The sequence below is a fragment of the Bifidobacterium ramosum genome (assembly GCF_009299505.1).
Classification (GTDB): Bacteria; Actinomycetota; Actinomycetes; order Actinomycetales; family Bifidobacteriaceae; genus Bifidobacterium; species Bifidobacterium ramosum.
The window spans coordinates 93083-112892 of record NZ_WBSM01000010.1 but is presented as its reverse complement, the minus strand read 5'-3'; the positions used below and the strand labels follow the sequence as shown (position 1 = coordinate 112892).

12 protein-coding genes are annotated in these 19810 nt (G+C 65.0%); 4 read left to right on the top strand and 8 right to left on the bottom strand.

Annotated features, from left to right (window positions below; translation table 11 throughout):
• Positions 1-228: 228 nt before the first annotated feature.
• The 5 genes from DSM100688_RS12235 to DSM100688_RS09295 all read right to left on the bottom strand — a co-directional run bounded on the left by DSM100688_RS12235 (position 229) and on the right by DSM100688_RS09295 (position 6450).
• The gene (locus tag DSM100688_RS12235) at positions 229-354 is read right to left on the bottom strand and encodes a hypothetical protein (protein ID WP_275575906.1); all 126 of its coding nucleotides are present in this window, start codon (positions 352-354) and stop codon (positions 229-231) included.
• Between the two features lie 258 nt (positions 355-612).
• Positions 613-1821 (bottom strand): MFS transporter, encoded by a 1209-nt coding sequence (locus tag DSM100688_RS09305; protein ID WP_420837500.1) that lies wholly within the window; start codon positions 1819-1821, stop codon positions 613-615.
• Positions 1770-2258: a hypothetical protein gene (locus DSM100688_RS12385; protein ID WP_420837499.1), complete on the bottom strand. Its 489-nt coding sequence runs from the start codon at positions 2256-2258 to the stop codon at positions 1770-1772. The genes DSM100688_RS09305 and DSM100688_RS12385 overlap by 52 nt, the downstream gene beginning before the upstream one ends.
• A 289-nt stretch (positions 2259-2547) precedes the next feature.
• Positions 2548-4935, bottom strand: coding sequence for an alpha-L-arabinofuranosidase C-terminal domain-containing protein (locus tag DSM100688_RS09300; RefSeq protein WP_163146879.1), 2388 nt, complete (start codon positions 4933-4935; stop codon positions 2548-2550).
• Positions 4936-5085: 150 nt separating this feature from the next.
• On the bottom strand, positions 5086-6450 hold the full coding sequence (locus tag DSM100688_RS09295) for a glycoside hydrolase family 27 protein (protein WP_163146884.1): 1365 nt from the start codon (positions 6448-6450) through the stop codon (positions 5086-5088).
• A gap of 263 nt (positions 6451-6713) precedes the next feature.
• Between DSM100688_RS09295 and DSM100688_RS09290 the strand changes: the two genes are divergently transcribed.
• The 4 genes from DSM100688_RS09290 (at position 6714) to DSM100688_RS09275 (ending at position 12934) form a co-directional block, all read left to right on the top strand.
• Positions 6714-7916 (top strand): LacI family DNA-binding transcriptional regulator, encoded by a 1203-nt coding sequence (locus DSM100688_RS09290; RefSeq protein ID WP_152358819.1) that lies wholly within the window; start codon positions 6714-6716, stop codon positions 7914-7916.
• Entirely contained in the window at positions 7913-8959 is a 1047-nt protein-coding gene (locus DSM100688_RS09285; RefSeq protein WP_152358818.1) for an alpha-arabinofuranosidase, read from the top strand. The genes DSM100688_RS09290 and DSM100688_RS09285 overlap by 4 nt, the downstream gene beginning before the upstream one ends.
• Before the next feature lie 324 nt (positions 8960-9283).
• Positions 9284-10882, top strand: coding sequence for an alpha-N-arabinofuranosidase (locus tag DSM100688_RS09280; RefSeq protein WP_152358817.1), 1599 nt, complete (start codon positions 9284-9286; stop codon positions 10880-10882).
• 975 nt (positions 10883-11857) lie between these two features.
• Positions 11858-12934, top strand: a complete 1077-nt coding sequence (locus DSM100688_RS09275) for a LacI family DNA-binding transcriptional regulator (protein WP_163146878.1) — start codon at positions 11858-11860, stop codon at positions 12932-12934.
• Positions 12935-13516: 582 nt separating this feature from the next.
• On the opposite strand, the gene DSM100688_RS09270 is transcribed toward DSM100688_RS09275, so the two are convergent.
• From DSM100688_RS09270 to DSM100688_RS09260, 3 genes are all read right to left on the bottom strand, one after another.
• The gene (locus tag DSM100688_RS09270) at positions 13517-15667 is read right to left on the bottom strand and encodes a right-handed parallel beta-helix repeat-containing protein (protein ID WP_152358815.1); all 2151 of its coding nucleotides are present in this window, start codon (positions 15665-15667) and stop codon (positions 13517-13519) included.
• Positions 15668-16161: 494 nt separating this feature from the next.
• Positions 16162-17433: a LacI family DNA-binding transcriptional regulator gene (locus DSM100688_RS09265; RefSeq protein WP_152358814.1), complete on the bottom strand. Its 1272-nt coding sequence runs from the start codon at positions 17431-17433 to the stop codon at positions 16162-16164.
• Positions 17434-17445: 12 nt separating this feature from the next.
• The gene (locus DSM100688_RS09260) at positions 17446-19692 is read right to left on the bottom strand and encodes a glycoside hydrolase family 31 protein (protein ID WP_152358813.1); all 2247 of its coding nucleotides are present in this window, start codon (positions 19690-19692) and stop codon (positions 17446-17448) included.
• Between the last annotated feature and the right edge of the window lie 118 nt (positions 19693-19810).

Sequence of the window (19810 nt, the reverse complement as noted above, 5' to 3'; positions counted from 1 at the left end):
TGCGGGGTACGAATCGGCTGGTTGTCCGTTGAAGAGATGAATGTCCGTTAAGGCGGATGGGGAGGGAAGGACCCGGGTATGGATGACCGGCTGAGCGCAAGCGCGAATGCATACGGAAAAGGCCCGCAACCGTTGGGTTGCGGGCCTGGGGATCGTCGTTACGCGCGTTGGCGGTGCGGATCGCGGCCGCCGCGGCTGACGCCGGCGAGGGAACGTTTGGGTCGTCGCTTACTTGCGGACGAGGTTCTTCATCAGACCCCACGCGGCCTGGGACAGGGCGTAGTGGCCGAGGGACGGATCGTTGGAGGCCAGCGGAGCGCGCAGAGCCTGATCAAGCATGTCCTTGTTGTTCATGATGGACTCCTTAGTTGATGTTTGCTGTTTTATGTCTTTACCACTGCTATCTTCTGTTGTGGCTCCAGCTTACGATGCGTCCATCGCCGCGCGCATGCCGATTTCGTCGTATCTTTTGTATATTCATCGGGTTTTCTTGATATTTTACATTTCATTCACAAGAGCAGGACGGACATACAGCCGATTCCGGTGCATAAATCGGCTGTATGTCCGTAGGGGGTGAGGGACGATACCTTATGAACGCCCGGACCCGGCGCCTCAGCGCCAGCAGTCCTCATACGGCAACCCGGTCAGCGACTCCACCACCTTCCGGACGTCCGGCGTCACGTCATCCTTGGCACCGCCGGCACGCAGCCGGTCGATCTCACGCAGCACCACGCCGTCGGTCCGCTTGTCGATCACCAACCGCGACGACACGACCCAACAGATCACCATCGCGCACGCGAACCAGCCAAGCAGCACCGCCCCCAAACCGATCCTCGCCGCCGGCGACTGCGCCGGCCGCGTCGCGTCGAATCCCACCGCCGACAGCACCACGCCGACCGCAATCGTGCCGATACCGGAACACAGCTGCCGCAACGACGCCTGCAATCCCGCGAACGTCGCCGACCGATACCGCCGCGTCACCAGCTGGTCGATGTCCGCGATGTACGGGAACACCGCCCACGGCAGATACCCGCACAACGCCTTGAACGCGAAGAACCACAGCGCGCCGGCCACCGCGAACACGGTCCACGCCGGGCCGGTCAGCGCACCGGACAGTCCGGCGAACATGCCCGCCGAGCCATCATCCACGGCACCATCGCCGCCCGCGGCCATCGCCCACGCCAACGCCATCCACACCACGCCGATCAGGCATCCCGCGTAATCGATCGCATACATGCGCCGCGGCCCAAGCTTCGCCATACCGAATCCGAACAACGGCATGAGCGGCAGCGACACCGCCGTGCAGCCGAGCAGCAGCGACGCGAACGCGGCCGTGCGATTCCAGTCGTACACCACGAAAAACACGAACACCTGACCGAACACGTCCATCGACATCTGCACGAGCAGATAGATCGTCAGATGTTTGCGGAACTCGGCCACACGTAGCGTCGTCGCATACTCGCGCAGCACCTTGCCGGCACGACGCAACCAACCGCGCGCACCGATGCGCCCGTCGCGCACCTCGCCACGCGCGTAGGCACCGAAGCCGGCCTGCTCCGGCGTCATCTCCCACGTGCAACGCCAGCTCACCAGCACGGCGAGCGCGAACAGCACGGTCGTCGTGATGATGAAGGCCATATAGCCGGTCGGACTGGACTCGCCGGCGACAGCGATGGCCGCGCCGCCGACGAGCGGAATGACGGTAGTCGAGCCGGTGGAAATGAACATGCGGACGGTCGACAGCGTGGTACGGCCGTTGAAGTCGGACGTCATTTCGCCGGGCAGCGGATTGTAGGCGGTCTGGAAAAGCTGCGCGAGCACGACCCAGAGGATGTATGCGGCGGCGTAGACGGCCAACGGTGGCCGGGGATCCACAGGAAAACACCGCATAGCAGCAGCGGCGCAGTGATGAGCAGCAGCAGTCGGCGACGGCCGAAACGGCGGCCGATCGGGTAACGGTAGAGATTGTCGTCGAGCACGCCGAAACCGAGTGCGGCGACCGCGCTGACGAAGGCGCTCAGGCCGATGACGGTCTGCGACGTGGCGATGTCCATGCCGCAAAAGCGCGTCCAGAACAAGGACAGATACGTGGCGATGAGCGTGAGTTGGCCGCCGCCGTAGAAGTCGCCGATGCCGAAGCCGATGGCGTCACGCAGCGTGATCTTGCGCGGGGCGGGCGTCGAGACGGCGGCGCGCAGGGCGGCGCTGGAGGAGCTGGTGGCGGTTGCGTTGCGGCTTGCATTCTGTTGATCGGTCAACACTCGCTCCTTTCGTACACATGCGCCGTATCTCTCGTTGGGAGGCACTGTCGTGGCGGTTTTCGCTCGCTGAGTAGACGCTCAGCGAGCGAAAACCGCCACGACGGCATCGTCTGTCAGGGAGTGGGATCGTCGCACCGCTCCCCTCAGTCAGCTCCGCTGACACCCCCCCCTCAGGGAGGGGAGCCAGTACGCGGCGTGGCGGAAAACGCTCGCTGAGCGCAGCGTCAGCGAGCGTTTTCCGCCACGCGACATCACACGCCTCGTCCCGCACCGCCCGGCGGCACCGCTACTTGATCACCAGCGTAGTGAAGGACCAGGCCGGCGCGGTATACGTGCCGCCGGCGAGGTTCACCTCATGAGACGTCGGCCGGGTCGGTGAATCCTCGCCCTTGTCTCCGGCATACGGATCGTCGCCGGTGAGCACGTTCGCCGTGACGACCGCACGCGCGGCATCTGTAACGTCCAACGCGTCCAACACCTGCGTCAGGTCGACGTCCACCGCGTCGGGCAGCGCGTTGACGATACGCACGTAGTCCACACCGGCGGCCTCGTCACGCGACACCGACACCGTGCGGCGCGGCTCGTCCGCGGTCTCGTGTCCTTCGGCGACCAACTGATCGTCGATAATCAGTTTCATCGACGCGCCACGATCGGCAACCTCGATGCGCACATGCCACACCGTGCCCGGCCGCACCGCATCCATCGACGTCTCCGTGCCGGCGATGTTGTAGCCGCTGCCGTCGCGCACGACCTGCAGCGCGAAGCCGCGGCCGAGCGACACACGGTTGTGGCTCTTGTCGTTCAGGTCGCCGGACGTGATCTGCACGCCCCACATGCCGGTGTAGTACGTCACGGTCGCGCGGATCGTGTACGCGTCGGCCTTCAGGTCGACCGGCAGGGTCATGCCGTTGCCGCGATAGTCGACGTCCGGCAGGTCGACGCGTTCACCGTCCGCGGTCTCGATTGAGAAATCGCGGAAGTCGGCGTGCGCGCCGCCGCCGAGCGCAAGGCCGATCGTGTTCGGCAGTTCACGGCGGAACGTGGTAGGACCGTCGAGCGCGACCGGCCACGCGGTGTCGGCCGTGGTGGTCGCATACATCTGCTGCACCCAGTAGCTGTATGGACGATACGCGTGCTCGTTGTCGAAATAGATGAGATCCGGGTTCCAGCTGTCGTGGCCGTTCTTGCAGAACAGCGGCGCGTACGACGCCATGTGCACGACGTCGCCGTTGAGTTCCATGCGGCCCATGAACGCGGCTTCGGACAGACCGTTGATCAGGCCGGTGCCCCACGAGCCGTATTCGCCGAGGTAGACCTTCGGACCCTTGCGGTCGGTGTGATCGTAGTGGTCGAGGTTGTGGAACCACCAGCTCGGCGCCTGATACGAGTGCTCGTCGACGATCGGCACACCGGCCTCGCGCGCGTACGCCCAGCCCTGCTCGTAGTCCTGACCCTCCGGCGCGGGGCCGACCGTGCCGACGACGGTGATTTCGGGATGCTCGCGCTTGACCGCGTCGAAGATCTGCTGGAAGCGGTCCTTGAACACGTCGTCGATGAGGTCCTCGTTGCCGATGCCGAGATACTCGAGGCCGAACGGCTCCGGATGACCCATTTCCGCGCGCTTGGCGGCCCACGCGTTGGTGGCCGGGTCGGCGTTGCAGAAGTCGATGAGGCCGAGCACCTCGTCGATGTAGGCGGGCATGTCCTCCTGGGCGACCGGAACCGGGCCCTGGCTCGTGTTCTGGCAGCTCACGCCGGCCGGCAGCACGGGCAGCGGCTTGGCGCCGATGGTCTCGCACAGGCGGAAGTACTCGTAGAAGCCGATGCGGAACGACTGGTGGTAGCCCCACACGTTGAAGTTGTGCGGACGATGCTCGACGTCACCGATGGTGCGATCCCAGTGGTACATGTTGCTCATGCCGAGGCCGTGCGTGATGCAGCCGCCGGGGAAGCGCATGAAGCGCGGATGCAGGTCGGCAAGCGCCTTGACGAGGTCCGGGCGGAAGTGCTCGAGGCCACGGTAGGTGGTCTGCGGTTCGCAGCTCACGAAGTCGAGGTCGATGGTGCCGGGTTCGGCGAAGGCGATGCGCAGGGTGCCCTGCGTGGCGACGGCGGGCTTGGCGTCGCCGGCGACGTCAGCGTCCGGTGCCGCCGGGACGGTCAGCGTCGCCTGCAGCCACGACCAGTCGCCGCCGGCGTACGATTCCGGCGCGACGAGGCTGGTTTCGGCGAGGGTTTCGCCATGGTCGCCGCACAGGGCGACGGTCAGTGGCAGCTGCTTGCCGTGGACGCGCGTCCAGACGGAGAAGTGGTAGGTTTCGCCGGCGCGCAGAACCATACCGTCGAAGCCGAGGTTCTCGAGCGCGGGCGCACCGCCGGCGACCGAGCCGACCTCGACGACCGCATAATGCGGGTTCTCGACGGCGACCGGGTTCTTCTCGCCGAGCGCGAACGCGGCGAACGAGCCGGCGGGCACGGTCTTGCGCCATGCGGTGTAGTTGCTCCAGTCCTCGCTGTCGGCGCGATTGTATTCGAAGGCGCCGTTCTGCACGAGTTCGCTGTTCAGGCCGCCGTCGCCCGAATAGCTGATGTCCTCGAAGAAGATGCCCCACAGGTCGGTGCTGATCTTGCGCACGCCGGCCTTGTCGAGCGTCGCGATGAGTGTGTCGGTCATGATGATGTCCTTTGGTTGAGGGATGAAAGCGTGCGACACGCCGGGCGGGTGATCACGACACGCGTGATGTGATTTCGGGAACGGCCACGTTCCGCGGTTGTCGGGAACGCATCACGCGTGTCGTGATCAGGCTGCCGGCGTGTCATCCGGTTACTGGCGGTCCAGCGCCACCCACAGCGCGCCGTGCGCCGGGATCGTGCCGGTGATGACGCGGTCCGAGCCCTCGCCCTCCAGCCGCACGTCGGCCGCGGCACCGGGCGCGCCGGCGAACAGGTCAGTAAGCGTCCAGTCGTCGTCACGTGCGTCGAGTCCGACGATGGACTGCAGCTGGATGTTGCCGCCGATCTCGAAGTCGTCGGAGCCGGTCCAGAACAGCGCCGCGTAGTGGCCGCCGCGGTGTGCGGACGGCGTGCCGTCGGCCCAGTCGGCCGCGTCGGCGGCCCAGACGATGAACTCGCCGCGGTAGGAGTCGTCCTCCCCCCAGTGCTTGAAGATGCGTTCGCGCACGGTTTCACGGTTGTTGGTCGAACCGGCGAGCACCTCGCGCAGCGCCGGGTTGGCCAGCAACTCGATCGTCTCGGGCGTGCTGGTCGGCAGGTCGCCGCCGACCATAAGCGGCGAACGGCCCATGCACCACAACGCGAGCAGCGTCTTCTGCTCGTCGAGCGTCAGCCTCGACTGGCGGTCGTCGCCGCGTTCGGCACGCAGGCCGATGTGGCCGAACGGCACCATGTCGGCGTCGGCCCAGTGACCGGTCGTCTGGAACGGCGCCCAACGCGCGAGCCGCGCGAACTGCTGGTAGATGTCCTCCCAACGGTCCCACAGATCGTCGGAGATACGCCACATCTGCGCGTTCTCGCGCAGGAAGTCGACGTACGAGGTCGCCACCCAGCCGCCGGGCGACAGGGACAGGTCGATCGAACGGCCATACTTGGCCTCGGCCTTGGCGATCGCACGGTGGTATGCAGCGATTTCATCACTGTGGAACGGGGTCTGCATGTCGTCGACCTTGAGGAAGTCGAGTCCCCACGAGGCGAACAGGTCGAGCTGCGCGTCGTACCAGGCCTGCGCGCCGGGGTGCCGCTGGTTGAGGCCGTAATTGTCAGGGTTCCACTTGCACACGTGGTCGAGGTCGGCCACGTCGCGCGCGGTGTACTCGGTGCCGTACACGGGCAGGTTGCGGTCGACGGCGAGGCGCGGGATGCCGCGCATCATGTGCACGCCGAGCTTGAGGCCGAGTTCGTGGACGGCGGCGGCGAGCGGCGCGAAGCCCTTGCCGTTCGCGGCGGACGGGAAGCGCACGGGGTCGGGCAGCTGGCGGCCGTATTCGTCGAGGATGAGCGGCGCGTTCTCGTTGTAGCCGTGGGCGCGCGCGGTCGGGTCGTACCAGTCGATGTCGATGACCAGCGTGTCCCAGCCGGCGTCCTTGAGATGCTCGGTCATGAACCTCGCGTTGGCGAGCAGTTCGCTTTCGGTGACGGTGGTGCCGTAGGAGTCCCAGCTGTTCCAGCCCATCGGCGGGCGCCATGCCTGGGGAAGTGCGGTGGTGGAAGAATTCGTCATGGTATCGTGTCTCTTTCGTCGACAGTTTTATGTACCGATACATATTTTATGGGAGATTTGTGATACGACAACCGGTCGTCATGCGTCGGCGCGTCGCCTGATATCGCAACGATCGTCAAGGAAAATACTGGAATCGTTGTATGATTTTTCCGTACGTATCGATATATGTACAACATATGTACGCAAGTCCTACGATCCGATGAAGGAGGCCGGGCATGGGCAACGGCAAGACGACGCTGCGCGACGTGGCCGCAGCGGCCGGGGTCTCCCCCATGACCGCATCCAACGCGCTGCACGGCAAGCCCGGCGTGCGCGAATCGACCCGCCAGAAGGTCATCGACACCGCGAACCGACTGAACTACCGCATCAACCTGACCGCCAGCATGCTCAAGTCGGGCCGCAGCAACATCATCCACATCATCGTCAACGAATTCGACTCGCCGTTCTACTCCAAACTCGTGCAGGCGCTCGCCAACGCCACCACCGAGCGCGGCCTCACGCCGTTCGTCGAACAGACCCGGTACTCTCCCGCCGCCGCCGAACAGGCGCTCACGTCCAACCCGTTCTCCGGTCAGCTGTTCGACGGCGAGATCATCCACGCATCCGGCCTCGGCACCAACCTGCCGCTGGCCAAGATGAACGCGGGCCGACCGCTCGTGCTCATCGACGGCTGCGAGGAGACACCCAGCGTCGACACCGTGAACTTCCCCAACGAGGAAGGCGCGCGGGCCGCCGTGCAGCATCTCATCGAACGCGGATGCCGGCACATCGCGATCGTCGGCGGCGGGTACATCCCGCGCGCCGAACTCGCGCACGCCGAGCACTCCTATGATCTGCGGTTGCGCGGCGCAAGCGGTGCGCTGCTCGACGCCGGACTGCCGTATGACGCATCAGTGACGTTCCGCGGCTACAACAGCGAGGACGGCATCGACGCCGGGCATCGGCTCGCCGACGCGATCCTGGCCGCCCGGTCGGGAGCGGACACAAATGCGGGCGCGAATACCGGTGCAGACACGATCGCGACGCCGTTCGACGGCGTGTTCTGCGCGAATGACTATGCCGCGTTCGGCGTGATCCGGGGGCTCGCCGACCGTGGCATCCGCGTGCCGGACGACGTGAAGGTCATCGGCATCGACGGCACCAGCTTCGGCGCCTACGCGACGCCCACGCTAAGCACCATCGAAGTCAACCTCAACCAGCTCGCGCAGTTCGCGCTCGACATGATCGTCCGCCGCATCGAGACACGCTCGCGCGGCGACCAACAGGCCGCACCGTCGCGTGCGACCATCGGCTACCAGCTCGTCGCACGCGAGTCGACGGCCACCGCCGCGCCGCCGACGACCGAGACGACCGCGGCAACCGGCACGCCGGCAACCAATACTCAGACAACATCCCACAACCAAGGAGCAATCATATGACCGAATCCACCCCGAAGACCGAGGCCTACCTCTTCGTCCACTTCATCGGCGACGAGAAGACCCCGATGGAGGAACAGCTGTACTTCGCGCTCAGCCGCGATGGCGTCACGTGGCACGACCTGCGCCCGGCCGGCAAGCCGGCACTCACCTGGCTCGGCGGTGAGAAGGGCACGCGCGACCCGCACATCACGCGCGACCCGAACGGCGGCTTCCACATCGTCGCCACCGACCTGTCCATCCACTACCGCGGCGGCTGGGGCCCGCACGACGGCGCGACCACGAACGGCTCCACCGGCCTTGTGATCTGGGACTCCCCCGACCTCGTGCATTGGAGCGAGCCGCGCCTCGTCGACGTCGCCTCGAAGATCCCGGGCGCGGGCATGGCGTGGGCGCCGGAGGCCAACTGGGATCCGGACAAGCAGCAGTGGATCGTGTTCTGGGCCACCAAGACCAACGTCGACGAGCCGGGCAGCCCGCTCAACAACGAGCTCGGCGACCGCACGAACATGTACTACGCGACCAGCAAGGACCTCGTCACGTTCTCCGACCCGGTCAAGTGGATCGATCGCAAGAACAGCGTGATCGACTCGACCATGCTGCGCGACGACGACGGCTGGTGGTACCGCGCGTCCAAGGATTCCGAAATCACCATCGAACGCACGCGCAACCCGTACGCGAGCGCCTACGAGGTGCTGCGCACCGACGATCCGAACGCGTGGTCGTACGTCGGCTCGCTGACCAGCATCCTCGGCAACGGCCGCTACTCGTGGTTCTATCTCGAAGGCCCGGAGCTGTTCCGCTACAACGATGCCGACATCAAGACGATCAACGGCCGTGAGATGAAGTTCGGCCTGATGTGCGACCAGTACGCGGAGGCCAAGGGCTACCTGCCGTTCCGCTCGGCGAACCTCGCCAGCAACGATCCGGCCGACTGGGCTGTGGCCGACGACATCGACTTCGGCACGCTGAAGAAGCGTCACGGCGCGATCCTGCCGATCACCGCCACCGAATACGACGCCGTCGAGGCTGCGTTCAAGCTCTGATCCGTCCACGCGAGGCGACTGAGGCGACTGAAGCGACCGTAACTCAACACCAACGCCATCATCCTGTTGAGTTACGGTCGTCTCGCGTCGCATCAACGACCGTAACTCAACAACATCGTGACCATCTCATTGAGTTACGGTCGTTTTCGCCGGTCATAACGACCGTAACTCAACAACAGTGACGACTTAGTGTTGAGTTACGGTCGCCACGGCCCACAGAAACGACCGTAACTCAACAACAGGCGACACCGGCGGGCGACGCCGCACGGCATCGCCCGCCACGCACCTGGCACCACACCCATCACACAGGCAAAGGAGCATCACATGAGCAACGAAGCAACCCAAACCACACCATCATCCGCCGCAACCATCAGCCTCGCCGGCGCCAAGCCGCTCGCCGACGTCCCGCCGCGACTGTTCGGCTCGTTCGTCGAACACCTCGGCCGATGCGTCTACGGCGGCATCTACGAACCTGATCATCCCACCGCCGACGAAAACGGCTTCCGCCAGGACGTGCTCGACCTCGTCAAGGAGCTCGGCGTGACCTGCGTGCGCTACCCCGGCGGCAACTTCGTATCCAACTACAACTGGGAGGACGGCACCGGCCCGCGCGACCAGCGCCCCGTGCGCCGCGACCTCGCCTGGCACTGCACCGAAACCAACCAGATGGGCATCGATGATTTCTACCGCTGGAGCCAGAAGTCCGGCACCGAAATCATGCTCGCCGTGAACATGGGCACGCGCGGACTCAAGGCGGCGCTCGAGGAACTCGAGTACGTCAACGGCACCGCCGGCACCGAGCTGGCCGACCGCCGCGTGCGGAACGGCATCGAAGAGCCGATGGACGTGAAGATGTGGTGCATCGGCAACGAGATGGACGGCCCGTGGCAGGTCGGCCACATGAGCCCGGACGAGTATGCGGCGGCGGTCGACCGCGTGGCGCACGCGATGAAACTCGCCGAATCCGGCCTCGAACTCGTCGCATGCGGTTCATCGAACGCGCACATGCCGACGTTCGGCGAATGGGAGCGCAAGGTGCTCACCAAGGCGTACAAAAACCTCGACTTCGTGTCCGCGCACGCGTACTACATGGATCACGGCCATCGCACGCATGATGCCGTGGAGCTGCAGGACTTCCTCGCCTCGTCCGAGGACATGACGTACTTCATCACCACCGTGGCCGCGCAGGCGGACGCCGCGAAGGCCGCGAACCACGGCGACAAGGACATCGCGCTGTCGTTCGACGAGTGGGGCGTGTGGTATTCCGACGCGTGGAACGAGCAGGAGGAGGCGTGGAAGCAGGAGTCCGCGAACGGGCTGCATCACGGCGCATGGCCGGTCGCGCCGCATCTGCTCGAGGACATCTACACCGCGGCCGATGCGGTGGTCGAAGGCTCGCTCATGATCACGCTGCTCAAGCATTGCGACCGCGTGCGGTCGGCGTCGCGCGCGCAGTTGGTCAACGTGATCGCGCCGATCATGGCCGAGCCGAACGGCGGACCGGCGTGGCGGCAGACGATCTTCTATCCGTTCGCGGAGGCTGCCGCGCACGCACGTGGCGACGTGTTCGTGCCGACGGTCGCCTCGCCGACGGTGGCGACCAAGTCGTACGGCGAGGTCGCGGCGATCGAGGCCGTGGTGACGTGGGATGCGGCGGCGCGGCGCGGACTGCTGCTCGCGGTGAACCGTGATCTCGGCGCGGCGCACGACGTGACCGTGTCGCTCGACGGACTCGCCGGCGCGGGTGACGTGACGGTGACGCGCGCGCAGATGCTGCACAGCGACAACCCGTATCTGCAGAACACGGCCGAGGATCCGGACGCCGTGACGCCGGGCGAGCTGACGGTGTCCGCGGTGGACGCGGGCACGCTGCGCTTCGCGATGCCGGCCGTATCGTGGGCGGCGGTCGAGTTCACGGCGTGAGTCGGGTTTGTCGCATGGCGGATTGTCGCATGGCTCGTCGCATGGCTCGTCGCATGGCGGCTCGCCGTGTGAGCCGGCCTCGCCGTGTGGGCCGCCACGTGACACGACTCACAGGAAACACTCAGCCAAACCGCACGTTACGCTATGCAACGTGCGGTTATATAGGAATCACGGCCGAACAAGCCGCGAACAACTGAAACCTTCTTCTTCTCTTCTCCTTTCTCGCGAGAAGGCCCGGCCCAATCCGCCGGGCCTTCTCGTTTGTGGGGGTTGTGGGTGCGTGGTGCGCGGTGCGCAACGTACAAGCGTGCCGCGACCGCCGGAACCATCACAACCTCGCAGTCCACCGTCCGTTTCTCCGCCGCCCTGCAGCCCTCCACTGTCCACTGTCCCAAACGCTCGCCGTCCCGCCGCCGTCTACCGTTCGTCATCCCAGCCGTCTGTCATTCTCACCGCTTCAACCTCCAACGGACATACAGCCGATTGCGGGGGTGAAATCGGCTGTATGTTCGTTTCGGCAATACGGAAAGCCGAACACGCTAACGCATCCTCATCCCCCTTCCTCAACAGTCATCACCTTCCTCCAACAGTCGCCCCTTCCTTCAACGGACATACAGCCGAAAAGGACGGTCGAATCGGCTGTATGTCCGTTGCAATGAAGCGAACCATCACAAATATCCCACGGCTCTCCATCTCCAACCTCACTTCTCCCCAACGGACATACAGCCGATTTCATAGGGCAAAAACGGCTGTATGCCCGTCAGAGAGACATCACATGTCGGGGAACTACGTCGAGAGAAACCGCACGTCAAGAAACGCCACATAACAGGCGAGTATCGCACGACCGGACCGTCTGGCACCATAGTGACGGGAGTCCGGCGGCATACGGCAACCGGGCATCCGACACATGCATACATGCACGGCAGACATACATGCACACGTATGCATCACAGCAGACACATGCGGGAGGCGCACATGGCGACGTTGCGGGACGTGGCGGCGAAGGCCGGGGTATCGGCGTCGGCGGTGTCGTACATCCTGCGCGGCGACACGCGTTTCCAGGCCGACACCGTCGCACGCGTGCGCGCGGCGGCGCGGGAGCTCGGATACTCGGCGAATCTGTCGGCACGGATTCTGAAAGCCGGACGCAACGGGGTGATCGGCGTGGCGGTGTACGCGTTGGAGGCGGCGCAGCCGATGCGGCTCGCGGCGGCGATTACGCGCGAGGCCGGCGAGCGCGGACTGCGCGTGATCATTCAGGAAACGGCCAATTCGCGCGAGGGCGAGCTGCAGGCGCTGGAACGCACGACGAGCCAGTTCTGCGACGGCCTGATCTTCAGTCCGGCGCGCGTGTCGGCAGAGGAGATCAGATCGCATATCGGCACGAAACCGATGGTGTGGTGCGAGGATTTTTCGGATACGCCGCTGTTCGATGCGGTGGTGACGCCAAGTTTTGAGGGCGCGCGGGATGCGGTGCGGCACCTGATTGCGGTGGGATGCCGGAGGATCGGGATACTTGGCATCGGCGTGCGGGCAGATGCGCCGGACAAGGCGAGTTCGGTCGTGTTTGCGAAGGATGGCAATTCAGCATTCCGCACGCAGCGGTTGCGCGGGGCAATGGCAGCGCTGGATGAGGCCGGCATCGCGTTCGAACCGGATCTGGCGATCGACTGTTCATGGGATTTCGAGGAGGCTCGCAAGGCTGCGCACCGGCTGGCCGCACGGTCGTGCCCCGGCAAGGGCGGCCTGCCGATCGACGGCCTGTTCTGCCTGAACGACGTGATGGCGATCGGTGCGGCGCGCGGGTTCGCAGATCGCGGCGTACGCGTGCCGGACGACGTGGCGATCATCGGATTCGATGGGATTCGTGAGACGGCGTACACGTCGCCGTCGATCAGCACGATCGCCATTGACTACGACGACTACGCACGCAAGGCGCTCGACTTACTCGTCGCGCGCATCGATCGTCCGGCCGATGTCAACGCGTCGTCCGCACCACGCCGTCTGGTCGCCAACTACCGTCTCGTCCAGCGCGAATCCACCATGCGGTAGTCCGCTCCCGCAACGTCTCCGGTCACGCGATGGCAGATCGGCCCGATTTGCCATCGCGTGACCGGGCCTCCCCCATATATCAAGTCACGCAATGGCAAAACACCTCACGATGCCACCGTGTGACCGCCGTCGGACGTCGTAGCAGGTCACGAGACGGCATAACGACGCATATTGCCATCCTGTGCACGAGCCGTCGGTCACGCGATGGCAGAACATACGAGAATTCCATCCCGTGGGCGAGCCGTCAGTCACGCGATGGAAAACGCATACGAAATCACCATCGCGTGACCACGTATATGGTCGCGTCAAGGTCACGGGATGGCAGAATCACAAGTTTTTCCATCCCGTGCCCAAGCAGTCGATCACGCGATGGAAAATTTGCCCCAGATTCCATCGCGTGACCTCGTGCAAAGTCGGATCACGGTCACGCGATGGAAAAACGCAACGATCATGCCATCCCGTACACGACTTACCGGTCACGCGATGGCAGATCGGCCCGAATTACCATCGCGTGACCACAATCAGCGAGCGCGGAACGCATGGTCCGGCTTTATTGCCTCAAGGACATCAGCGGCATCACCGTCACCGCCAGACGGCAACGGGCTGGTTCGCACGCAGCGAGGCGAGCGGACCGCGCGCGGACTGTGCCGCACGCGCCTCGCCCACGAGATCCGTGTCGAAGACGAACGGGTTGCCGTCCGCACGCTCGAAACGCTCCTCCACAATGCGCGGCTCGCCGAGATCGGCAGTACGCACGATCGCACCGGTGCCAAACAACGCAGGGTCAGCCTTCACGGCATCAGCCGCGTCCGCCCGAACCGTCAACCGCACCGAACGATCGGCATCGTCCTGCGCGACATCAACCGCAAACGAACCGTCGCGCACGATCGCACCGGTCTCGCCGAGCAACGCACGCGCGCCGCCGACGTACGTGTTGTCGCGGGCGTACACCGGCTGCGGCACCTCACGAAACGCCTCCTCATCGCCGTTTCCCACGGTTGCCCACGCCAGACTGCGGTATTCATCCAGCGTCGTCGGACGCTCCCCATGCTCCCCGCGACCGCGCGGCAGATCATGCAACGTCTGCAGATTGTACGCGCGCGTGCCATGCCCGACGGCCAGCCAACCGGTCTGTTCGTCGGCGTCGGCGGGCGTGCCGGCGGCTTGCACAAACAGGTTGTTGACGAACCGGTCGTCGCCGCCGTAGACGAACGCGGAGCCGGCCGGCGCGGTGGTATGCGGGAAATGGTACGGCGTGGAGCGATCCATGACGCGACCGAGCCGGATCGTGCCGGCGATGAGGTTATTCACGTACGCGCCGCCGTCGGAGATGATGTCGAGGCTGATCGGCGAGGCGAGCACATTGTTGCTGATCGTGTACGGGCCGTGACTGACCTCGATCATGATGTCGCGCGTGTTCGCCCAGAACACGTTGCGGTCGATGTGCGTGCCCTGCGTCTGCCAGTCGAGCCACATGCCGAGCGTGCAGTCGTGGATGTTGTTGTTCGCGATGACCGTGTCGACCGCGGCGTGGAACTTGATGCCGCCGATCTCGTGACCCCAGAATTCGCGGCGCGTGGCGACGTTGTAGATCTCGTTGTGTTCGATGCGGCTGAACGCGCAACCCATGTGGCCGACGATGCCGGTCTGGCCGCAGTCGTGGATGCGGTTGCCGCGCACGAGATGGCCGCCGACCACGCCGCGCTGCCAGCCGAAGCGCAGAGCCTTGAACACGGCCTCCATCTGGTACTGGTAGCCGGACTTGCGGCGGGTGCGCGTGCAGTCGTTGTCGCCGGTGGATCCTTCCTTGCCGAGGGCGACGGCGGAGCAGCGCGCGTCGTGGATGTGGTTGTTTTCGATGATCCAGCCACGCGACCAGCGCGTGTCGATCATGCCGATCTGGTCCGCGGTGGGCGGGGCCCACGGGGTTGCGGCCTGGGCGATTTCGAAGCCGCGCACGGTGATGTAGTTGATTTGCGGGCGGGACGGGGCGAAGCAGGTTTCGCGCACGGTGATTTCGGTGAAGGATTCGTTCGGGTCCGCGTCGTGGAAGTTGGCCCAGATGGTGGTGGCGCCGGTGTGTGCGTCGCCGGTGACTTCGGCGTACCAGACGAGCGTGGTGAGGTCCGGGTTGCCGGCGGCGGTGTCGGCGACCGGACCGTTGCTCCATGCGCCGCAGTCGAAGCCGACCGTGCGCGGTCGGGGGTGGGCGACTTCCTCGCGGCTGAACGCCTCGTAGAGGGCTTTGCCGTCGAGGTAAACGCAACCGAGGTGGCATGCGGGATGCTCGGGATAACCGGCTGCGGCGGCTTCTGGTGAAAGCTCGTCCAGATCCTCGCGGATGGCGCGGGCGTGCGAGCTCGCGTCGATCACCCAGTCGCCGAATACCGTGCGCGCGTATGGATTGAACGCACCGAACATGGCGTTCGGCAGTTCGGCCTTCCATACGGTGCCATCTGCGGAGGATGCGACGCGCTGCCAGGTGTCGACGCGCTCGGATCCCTTGATGACGGGATGTTCGCCGTCGGCGGCGCGGTAGACGATGCGATATTCCGCACTGTCGCCGCCGTATTGCGGGGTGACGGACTCGCGGTAGACACCGTCGTGCACGATGATCTCGTCGCCGGCGCGCGCGATGGCGGCGGCTTCGTTGATGGTGTGGAACGGACGGGATGCGGTACCGTCGGCGTTGGTGGATGATGCTGCGGATGCGGAAACGTGGTATACGGTCATGACACTCCTCCTCGTTGTGGTGTCGGTTTGCCATTATTGTATATTCAAACGTTTGAATAACACGCCGTGATGACGTTTTCTTGACTCGCCGCCACTCTTCTTCTCTGCAATTCCGTCAACAAGGCCCCGCAGACCCTCCCAACGGACATACAGACACCCCGGTAACGGACATACAGCCGATTGACGGGTAAAAATCGGCTGTATGTCCGTCAAAGGAAAAGGAAGACCGTCCGTCAAAGGAAAAGGAAGACCCCAAACCCAATCCAACACCTTCAACGTACATACAGCAACACCGTCAACGTACATACAGCCGATTGCACCACCCAAAACGACTGTATGTCCGTTACGGGGAGGGCAAGAACGTCTCGTCCCTTCCATTCACCCTTAACGGACATACAGCCGATTTTGGTGTTCGAATCGGCTGTATGTCCGTTAGAGGGAGGTAGGGATTTAAGGTTTAAGGCTCAAGGTTCACGGGTGATGACGCGACACGGTTAGGAGCGGTTTCGCTCGGCGCTGCCGCGCGCGACGATACGGTAGGCGAGCGTATGAGCACGCGACGCCGCAACGCGGCCATCCCCCGAGCCAATACGATCGGCGAGCATATCAAGGCATACTCGTGCGATCTCACCGACATCGATCGCGACGCTGGATAGTCCGGGATTGGTGTATCGGCCGTCCTCCACGCCGTCGAAGCCCATGACCATCACGTCATCCGGCACTCGCACTCCGGCATCGGTCAGCGCCTTGAGCGCGCCGATCGCGACCGTATCAGCCATGCAGAACACCGCATCGAAACCAAGCCTCGACGCAACGTCAACGCCCCGCCTGCCATCAGCAACCGCATCCGCAACACAGCACTCATCGCTAGCGTTTCGCCCGTCGTCAGCTGCCGCATCATCGACACGGCAGCCGTCAACAGAGACACCGCTCGCGGCGATCCCGCACTCCGCGAGGATCCGCGTCATCGCGTCGTACCCGGACCGCCGCGTCCAGCCGCATGGTCGCACCAGATCCGGCCCGTACGGCAGTTCGGCCTCACGCAACGCCTCGCACGCGCCGCGCAACCGCAATTCGGCGCTATTCGCAGCACCGGCCAACGCCGTCGGCTCACGGTACGACGTGCCGAGCAGCAGTATCCGCCGCGCACCGGCCGCAACGAGATGCCGCACCGCCGCCCGCGCACCGGCAACACATGGGGTAAACACGCGATCCAACGGGCGATCCGCATCCGTATTCGCATCCGTATTCGCACCCGCGCCACCGTCATCGCCAACACCCGCATCACCGTCCAGCCCGAACCCGTCAAGCACGACCGTGGGATGCCCGCGCATGGACGCGAGCGCCGCAACGGTGTCGCGCGTCGGCCAGCACACGATCGTGCCGTCGCACACCTGCGCGCTGGCGCTGCCAAGCATCTCGCGCTCGTAGTCGGCGGACATGCGCGTCTGCTGGGTGACGAGCTGGAAGCCGCGTCGGTACGCCTCATCGGACAGCGTCGCGGCGAGCGCGGCGGGAAAGATCATGTCGAGGTCGGCGACGGACAGTCCGATGATGCCGGTGCGACCGGAGCTGAGCCGGCGCGCGGCGAGGTTCGGTCGATAGCCGAGCTCGGCGGCCGCCTTGCGTACGCGTGCGGCGGTCGCCGGTTTGACGAGCGGCCTGTCGGGATCGCCGGCGACCGTTTTGCCGCGCAGCGCGTTCGACGCGGTCATGCGCGAAACGCCGGCGCGCGCGGCGACGTCGTCAAGGGTGACGGAAGCCATGGCCGGATCGGATCAGATCAGTCCGGCAAGGCCGTGATCGCGACCGTTGCGGGCGAACGCCGGCACGACGTCGAGCGGCGCGTCGACGGTGATCGTCTGACCGCCGACGAACGTCTCGCCGGTGTGCAGATTCGTCCACGTGGTCGGTTCGGCGGGCGCACCAGACGCATCGCCAGCGGCACCGGTCTCGCTCGCGCCAGCCGCCCCGGACGCACCCGGCAGGTACACCTCGCGCGAGCGCGCGCCCAGCTCGGTCACCGGCGCAACCAGAATATCCGGTCCGAACAGATACTCGTCGGCGATGTCGGCCGCGGCCTCCTCGCCCGGGAACTCATAGAACAGTCCTCGCACGAGCGGCTGGCCGGACTCGTGCGCCGCCGCGAACAGCTCGCGCGTGTACGGACGCATCGCCTCGCGCAGCCGGATGTACTTGACCATCGTCTTCTCAACGTCCGCGCCGAAGCTCCACGGCTCGTTGTCGTCGCCGGTGTGCACATGGGTGATCTGGTTGCCGCGCTGGTCGAGCACCTGATGGTGGTCCGGGCCGCGGTCGCCGTGATTGCGCATGACGGGCAGGAACGTGGAGAACTGGCACCAGCGCACGAACAGTTCCTTGAACGCGTCGGTGGTGATGTCGGAGCCGGCGAAGCCGCCCATGTCGGTGGTGAACCACGGGATGCCGGCCGCACCCATGTGGATCGCGCACGTGATCTGCGCCTTGAGATCGTCGAACGTGGAGTGCACGTCGCCCGACCACACGAGCGCGCCGTAGCGCTGCGCACCGGCCCATGCGGCGCGCGACAGGTTCACCGCGTTGTTCTCGCGGCCGATCGACAGCTGGCCTTCGTAGAAAGTCTGGTTGTACTTCTGCGGGTACAGGTTGCCGATCTTGCCGACCGGGCCGGCGTTGAAAATGTAATGCGCGTAGTCGTAGTCGCCGCCCCACTCGGGTTCGGCCTCGTCGAGCCAGAACGCGTCCACGCCGAGGTCGGTGTAGTGCTCCTTGACCTTGCCCCACACGAACTTGCGCGCGTCCGGGTTGGTCGCGTCGAAGAACTGGCTGTCGCGCGGCCACCACATGCCCACGTCCTTGCCGGTGCGGGTCTTGGCGAGGAAGTTGCGGTGGCGCATCTCCTCGTAGTTTTCGGACTTGAGATCGATCTGCGGCCAGATGGACACCATGAGCTTGACGCCCATCGCGTGCAGTTCGTCGGCCATGGCCTTCGGGTCGGGCCAGAATTCCTCGTCGAAACGGAAGTCGCCCATGAGCGGCCAGTGGAAGAAGTCGACGACGATCAAGTCGAGCGGGATGCCGCGCTTCTTGAAGCCGCGCGCCACGTCGAGCAGCTGCTCCTGATTCCAGTAGCGCAGCTTGCACTGCCAGAATCCGAGGCCCCATTCGGGCATGACGGGCGCGTGACCGGTCGCGTCGGCGTACTGCGATTCGATCTGCGCCGGCGTACGGCCCGCGGTGATCCAGTAGTCGATCTGATCGCAGTAGTCAGCCTGCCATTCGGTGCGGTTCTGTGCGAACGTGACGCGGCCGATGGCCGGATTGTGCCACAGGAACCCGTAGCCGGCGCTGGAGAGGACGAACGGGACGGAGCATTGCGAGTTGCGGTGCGCGAGTTCGAGCGTGGAGCCTTTGAGGTCGAGGACGTTCTGCTGGTATTCGCCCATGCCGTACAGATGCTCGCCGGCCGGCGGCTCGAAGGATGCGACCGGTGCTTCCGCGCCGGATTCGAGCGGGTTGTGCTTGCGGGCGCGCAGGCGGAGTGCGCCGCCGTCGGAGGCTTCCTTGAGGAGCGTCTTTCCGGTGCGTGTGTCGATGAAGTGCAGTCGCAGCTGGTCCTTGGCCCAGCCGATGATCTCGAGTTTGACCGCGATCTCACCATTGACGAGCGCGGCGGCGGTCTCGCCGACCGCAATGCTCGGCTTGGGTGCGTTGGCTGGCGGCTTGAGGAGCGCCCAGTCGGTGTCGAGCGGGTGCTGCATGAGTCGCGACCGCACGCGCACGCTGTTCGCGCCCCACGCGTCGACGCGCACGTATTCGCCGTCGCTGGTCCATTCGATCGCGGTGCCGGTCGGGTCGACGTGGAAGACCTGCGCGGCGATGTCGTTGTGTTGATCGGACGATGTGGCCGAGTTTTCGACGCTGACGTCGGTGGCGTTGCCGTTGGTGGCGCCGGCGAGGGTCGACGCGATCTCGTCTGCGGATGTGCCGACGATGTTCGGATAGTCTTGGGTGGGTTCAGTCATGACGCTTCCTTGCTGGAGTTGGGTTGATATTCGTTACGACATACGGTGATGGTTCATCGGTGACATTCATTATTGTAGCGCTACAATTTTGCGACACGCGATAGTTCGACGATCAAAC

Bases quoted from the DNA above. Each gene is read 5' to 3' on its own strand.
- DSM100688_RS09265 (WP_152358814.1), bottom strand. From the start codon at position 17,433: ATGGCTTCCGTCACCCTTGACGACGTCGCCGCGCGCGCCGGCGTTTCG.
- DSM100688_RS12235 (WP_275575906.1), bottom strand. From the start codon at position 354: ATGAACAACAAGGACATGCTTGATCAGGCTCTGCGCGCTCCGCTGGCC.
- DSM100688_RS09260 (WP_152358813.1), bottom strand. From the start codon at position 19,692: ATGACTGAACCCACCCAAGACTATCCGAACATCGTCGGCACATCCGCA.
- DSM100688_RS09285 (WP_152358818.1), top strand. From the start codon at position 7,913: ATGACCGAATCCACCCCGAAGACCGAGGCCTACCTCTTCGTCCACTTC.
- DSM100688_RS09275 (WP_163146878.1), top strand. From the start codon at position 11,858: ATGGCGACGTTGCGGGACGTGGCGGCGAAGGCCGGGGTATCGGCGTCG.
- DSM100688_RS09280 (WP_152358817.1), top strand. From the start codon at position 9,284: ATGAGCAACGAAGCAACCCAAACCACACCATCATCCGCCGCAACCATC.
- DSM100688_RS09290 (WP_152358819.1), top strand. From the start codon at position 6,714: ATGGGCAACGGCAAGACGACGCTGCGCGACGTGGCCGCAGCGGCCGGG.
- DSM100688_RS09295 (WP_163146884.1), bottom strand. From the start codon at position 6,450: ATGGGCTGGAACAGCTGGGACTCCTACGGCACCACCGTCACCGAAAGC.
- DSM100688_RS09270 (WP_152358815.1), bottom strand. From the start codon at position 15,667: ATGACCGTATACCACGTTTCCGCATCCGCAGCATCATCCACCAACGCC.
- DSM100688_RS09300 (WP_163146879.1), bottom strand. From the start codon at position 4,935: ATGACCGACACACTCATCGCGACGCTCGACAAGGCCGGCGTGCGCAAG.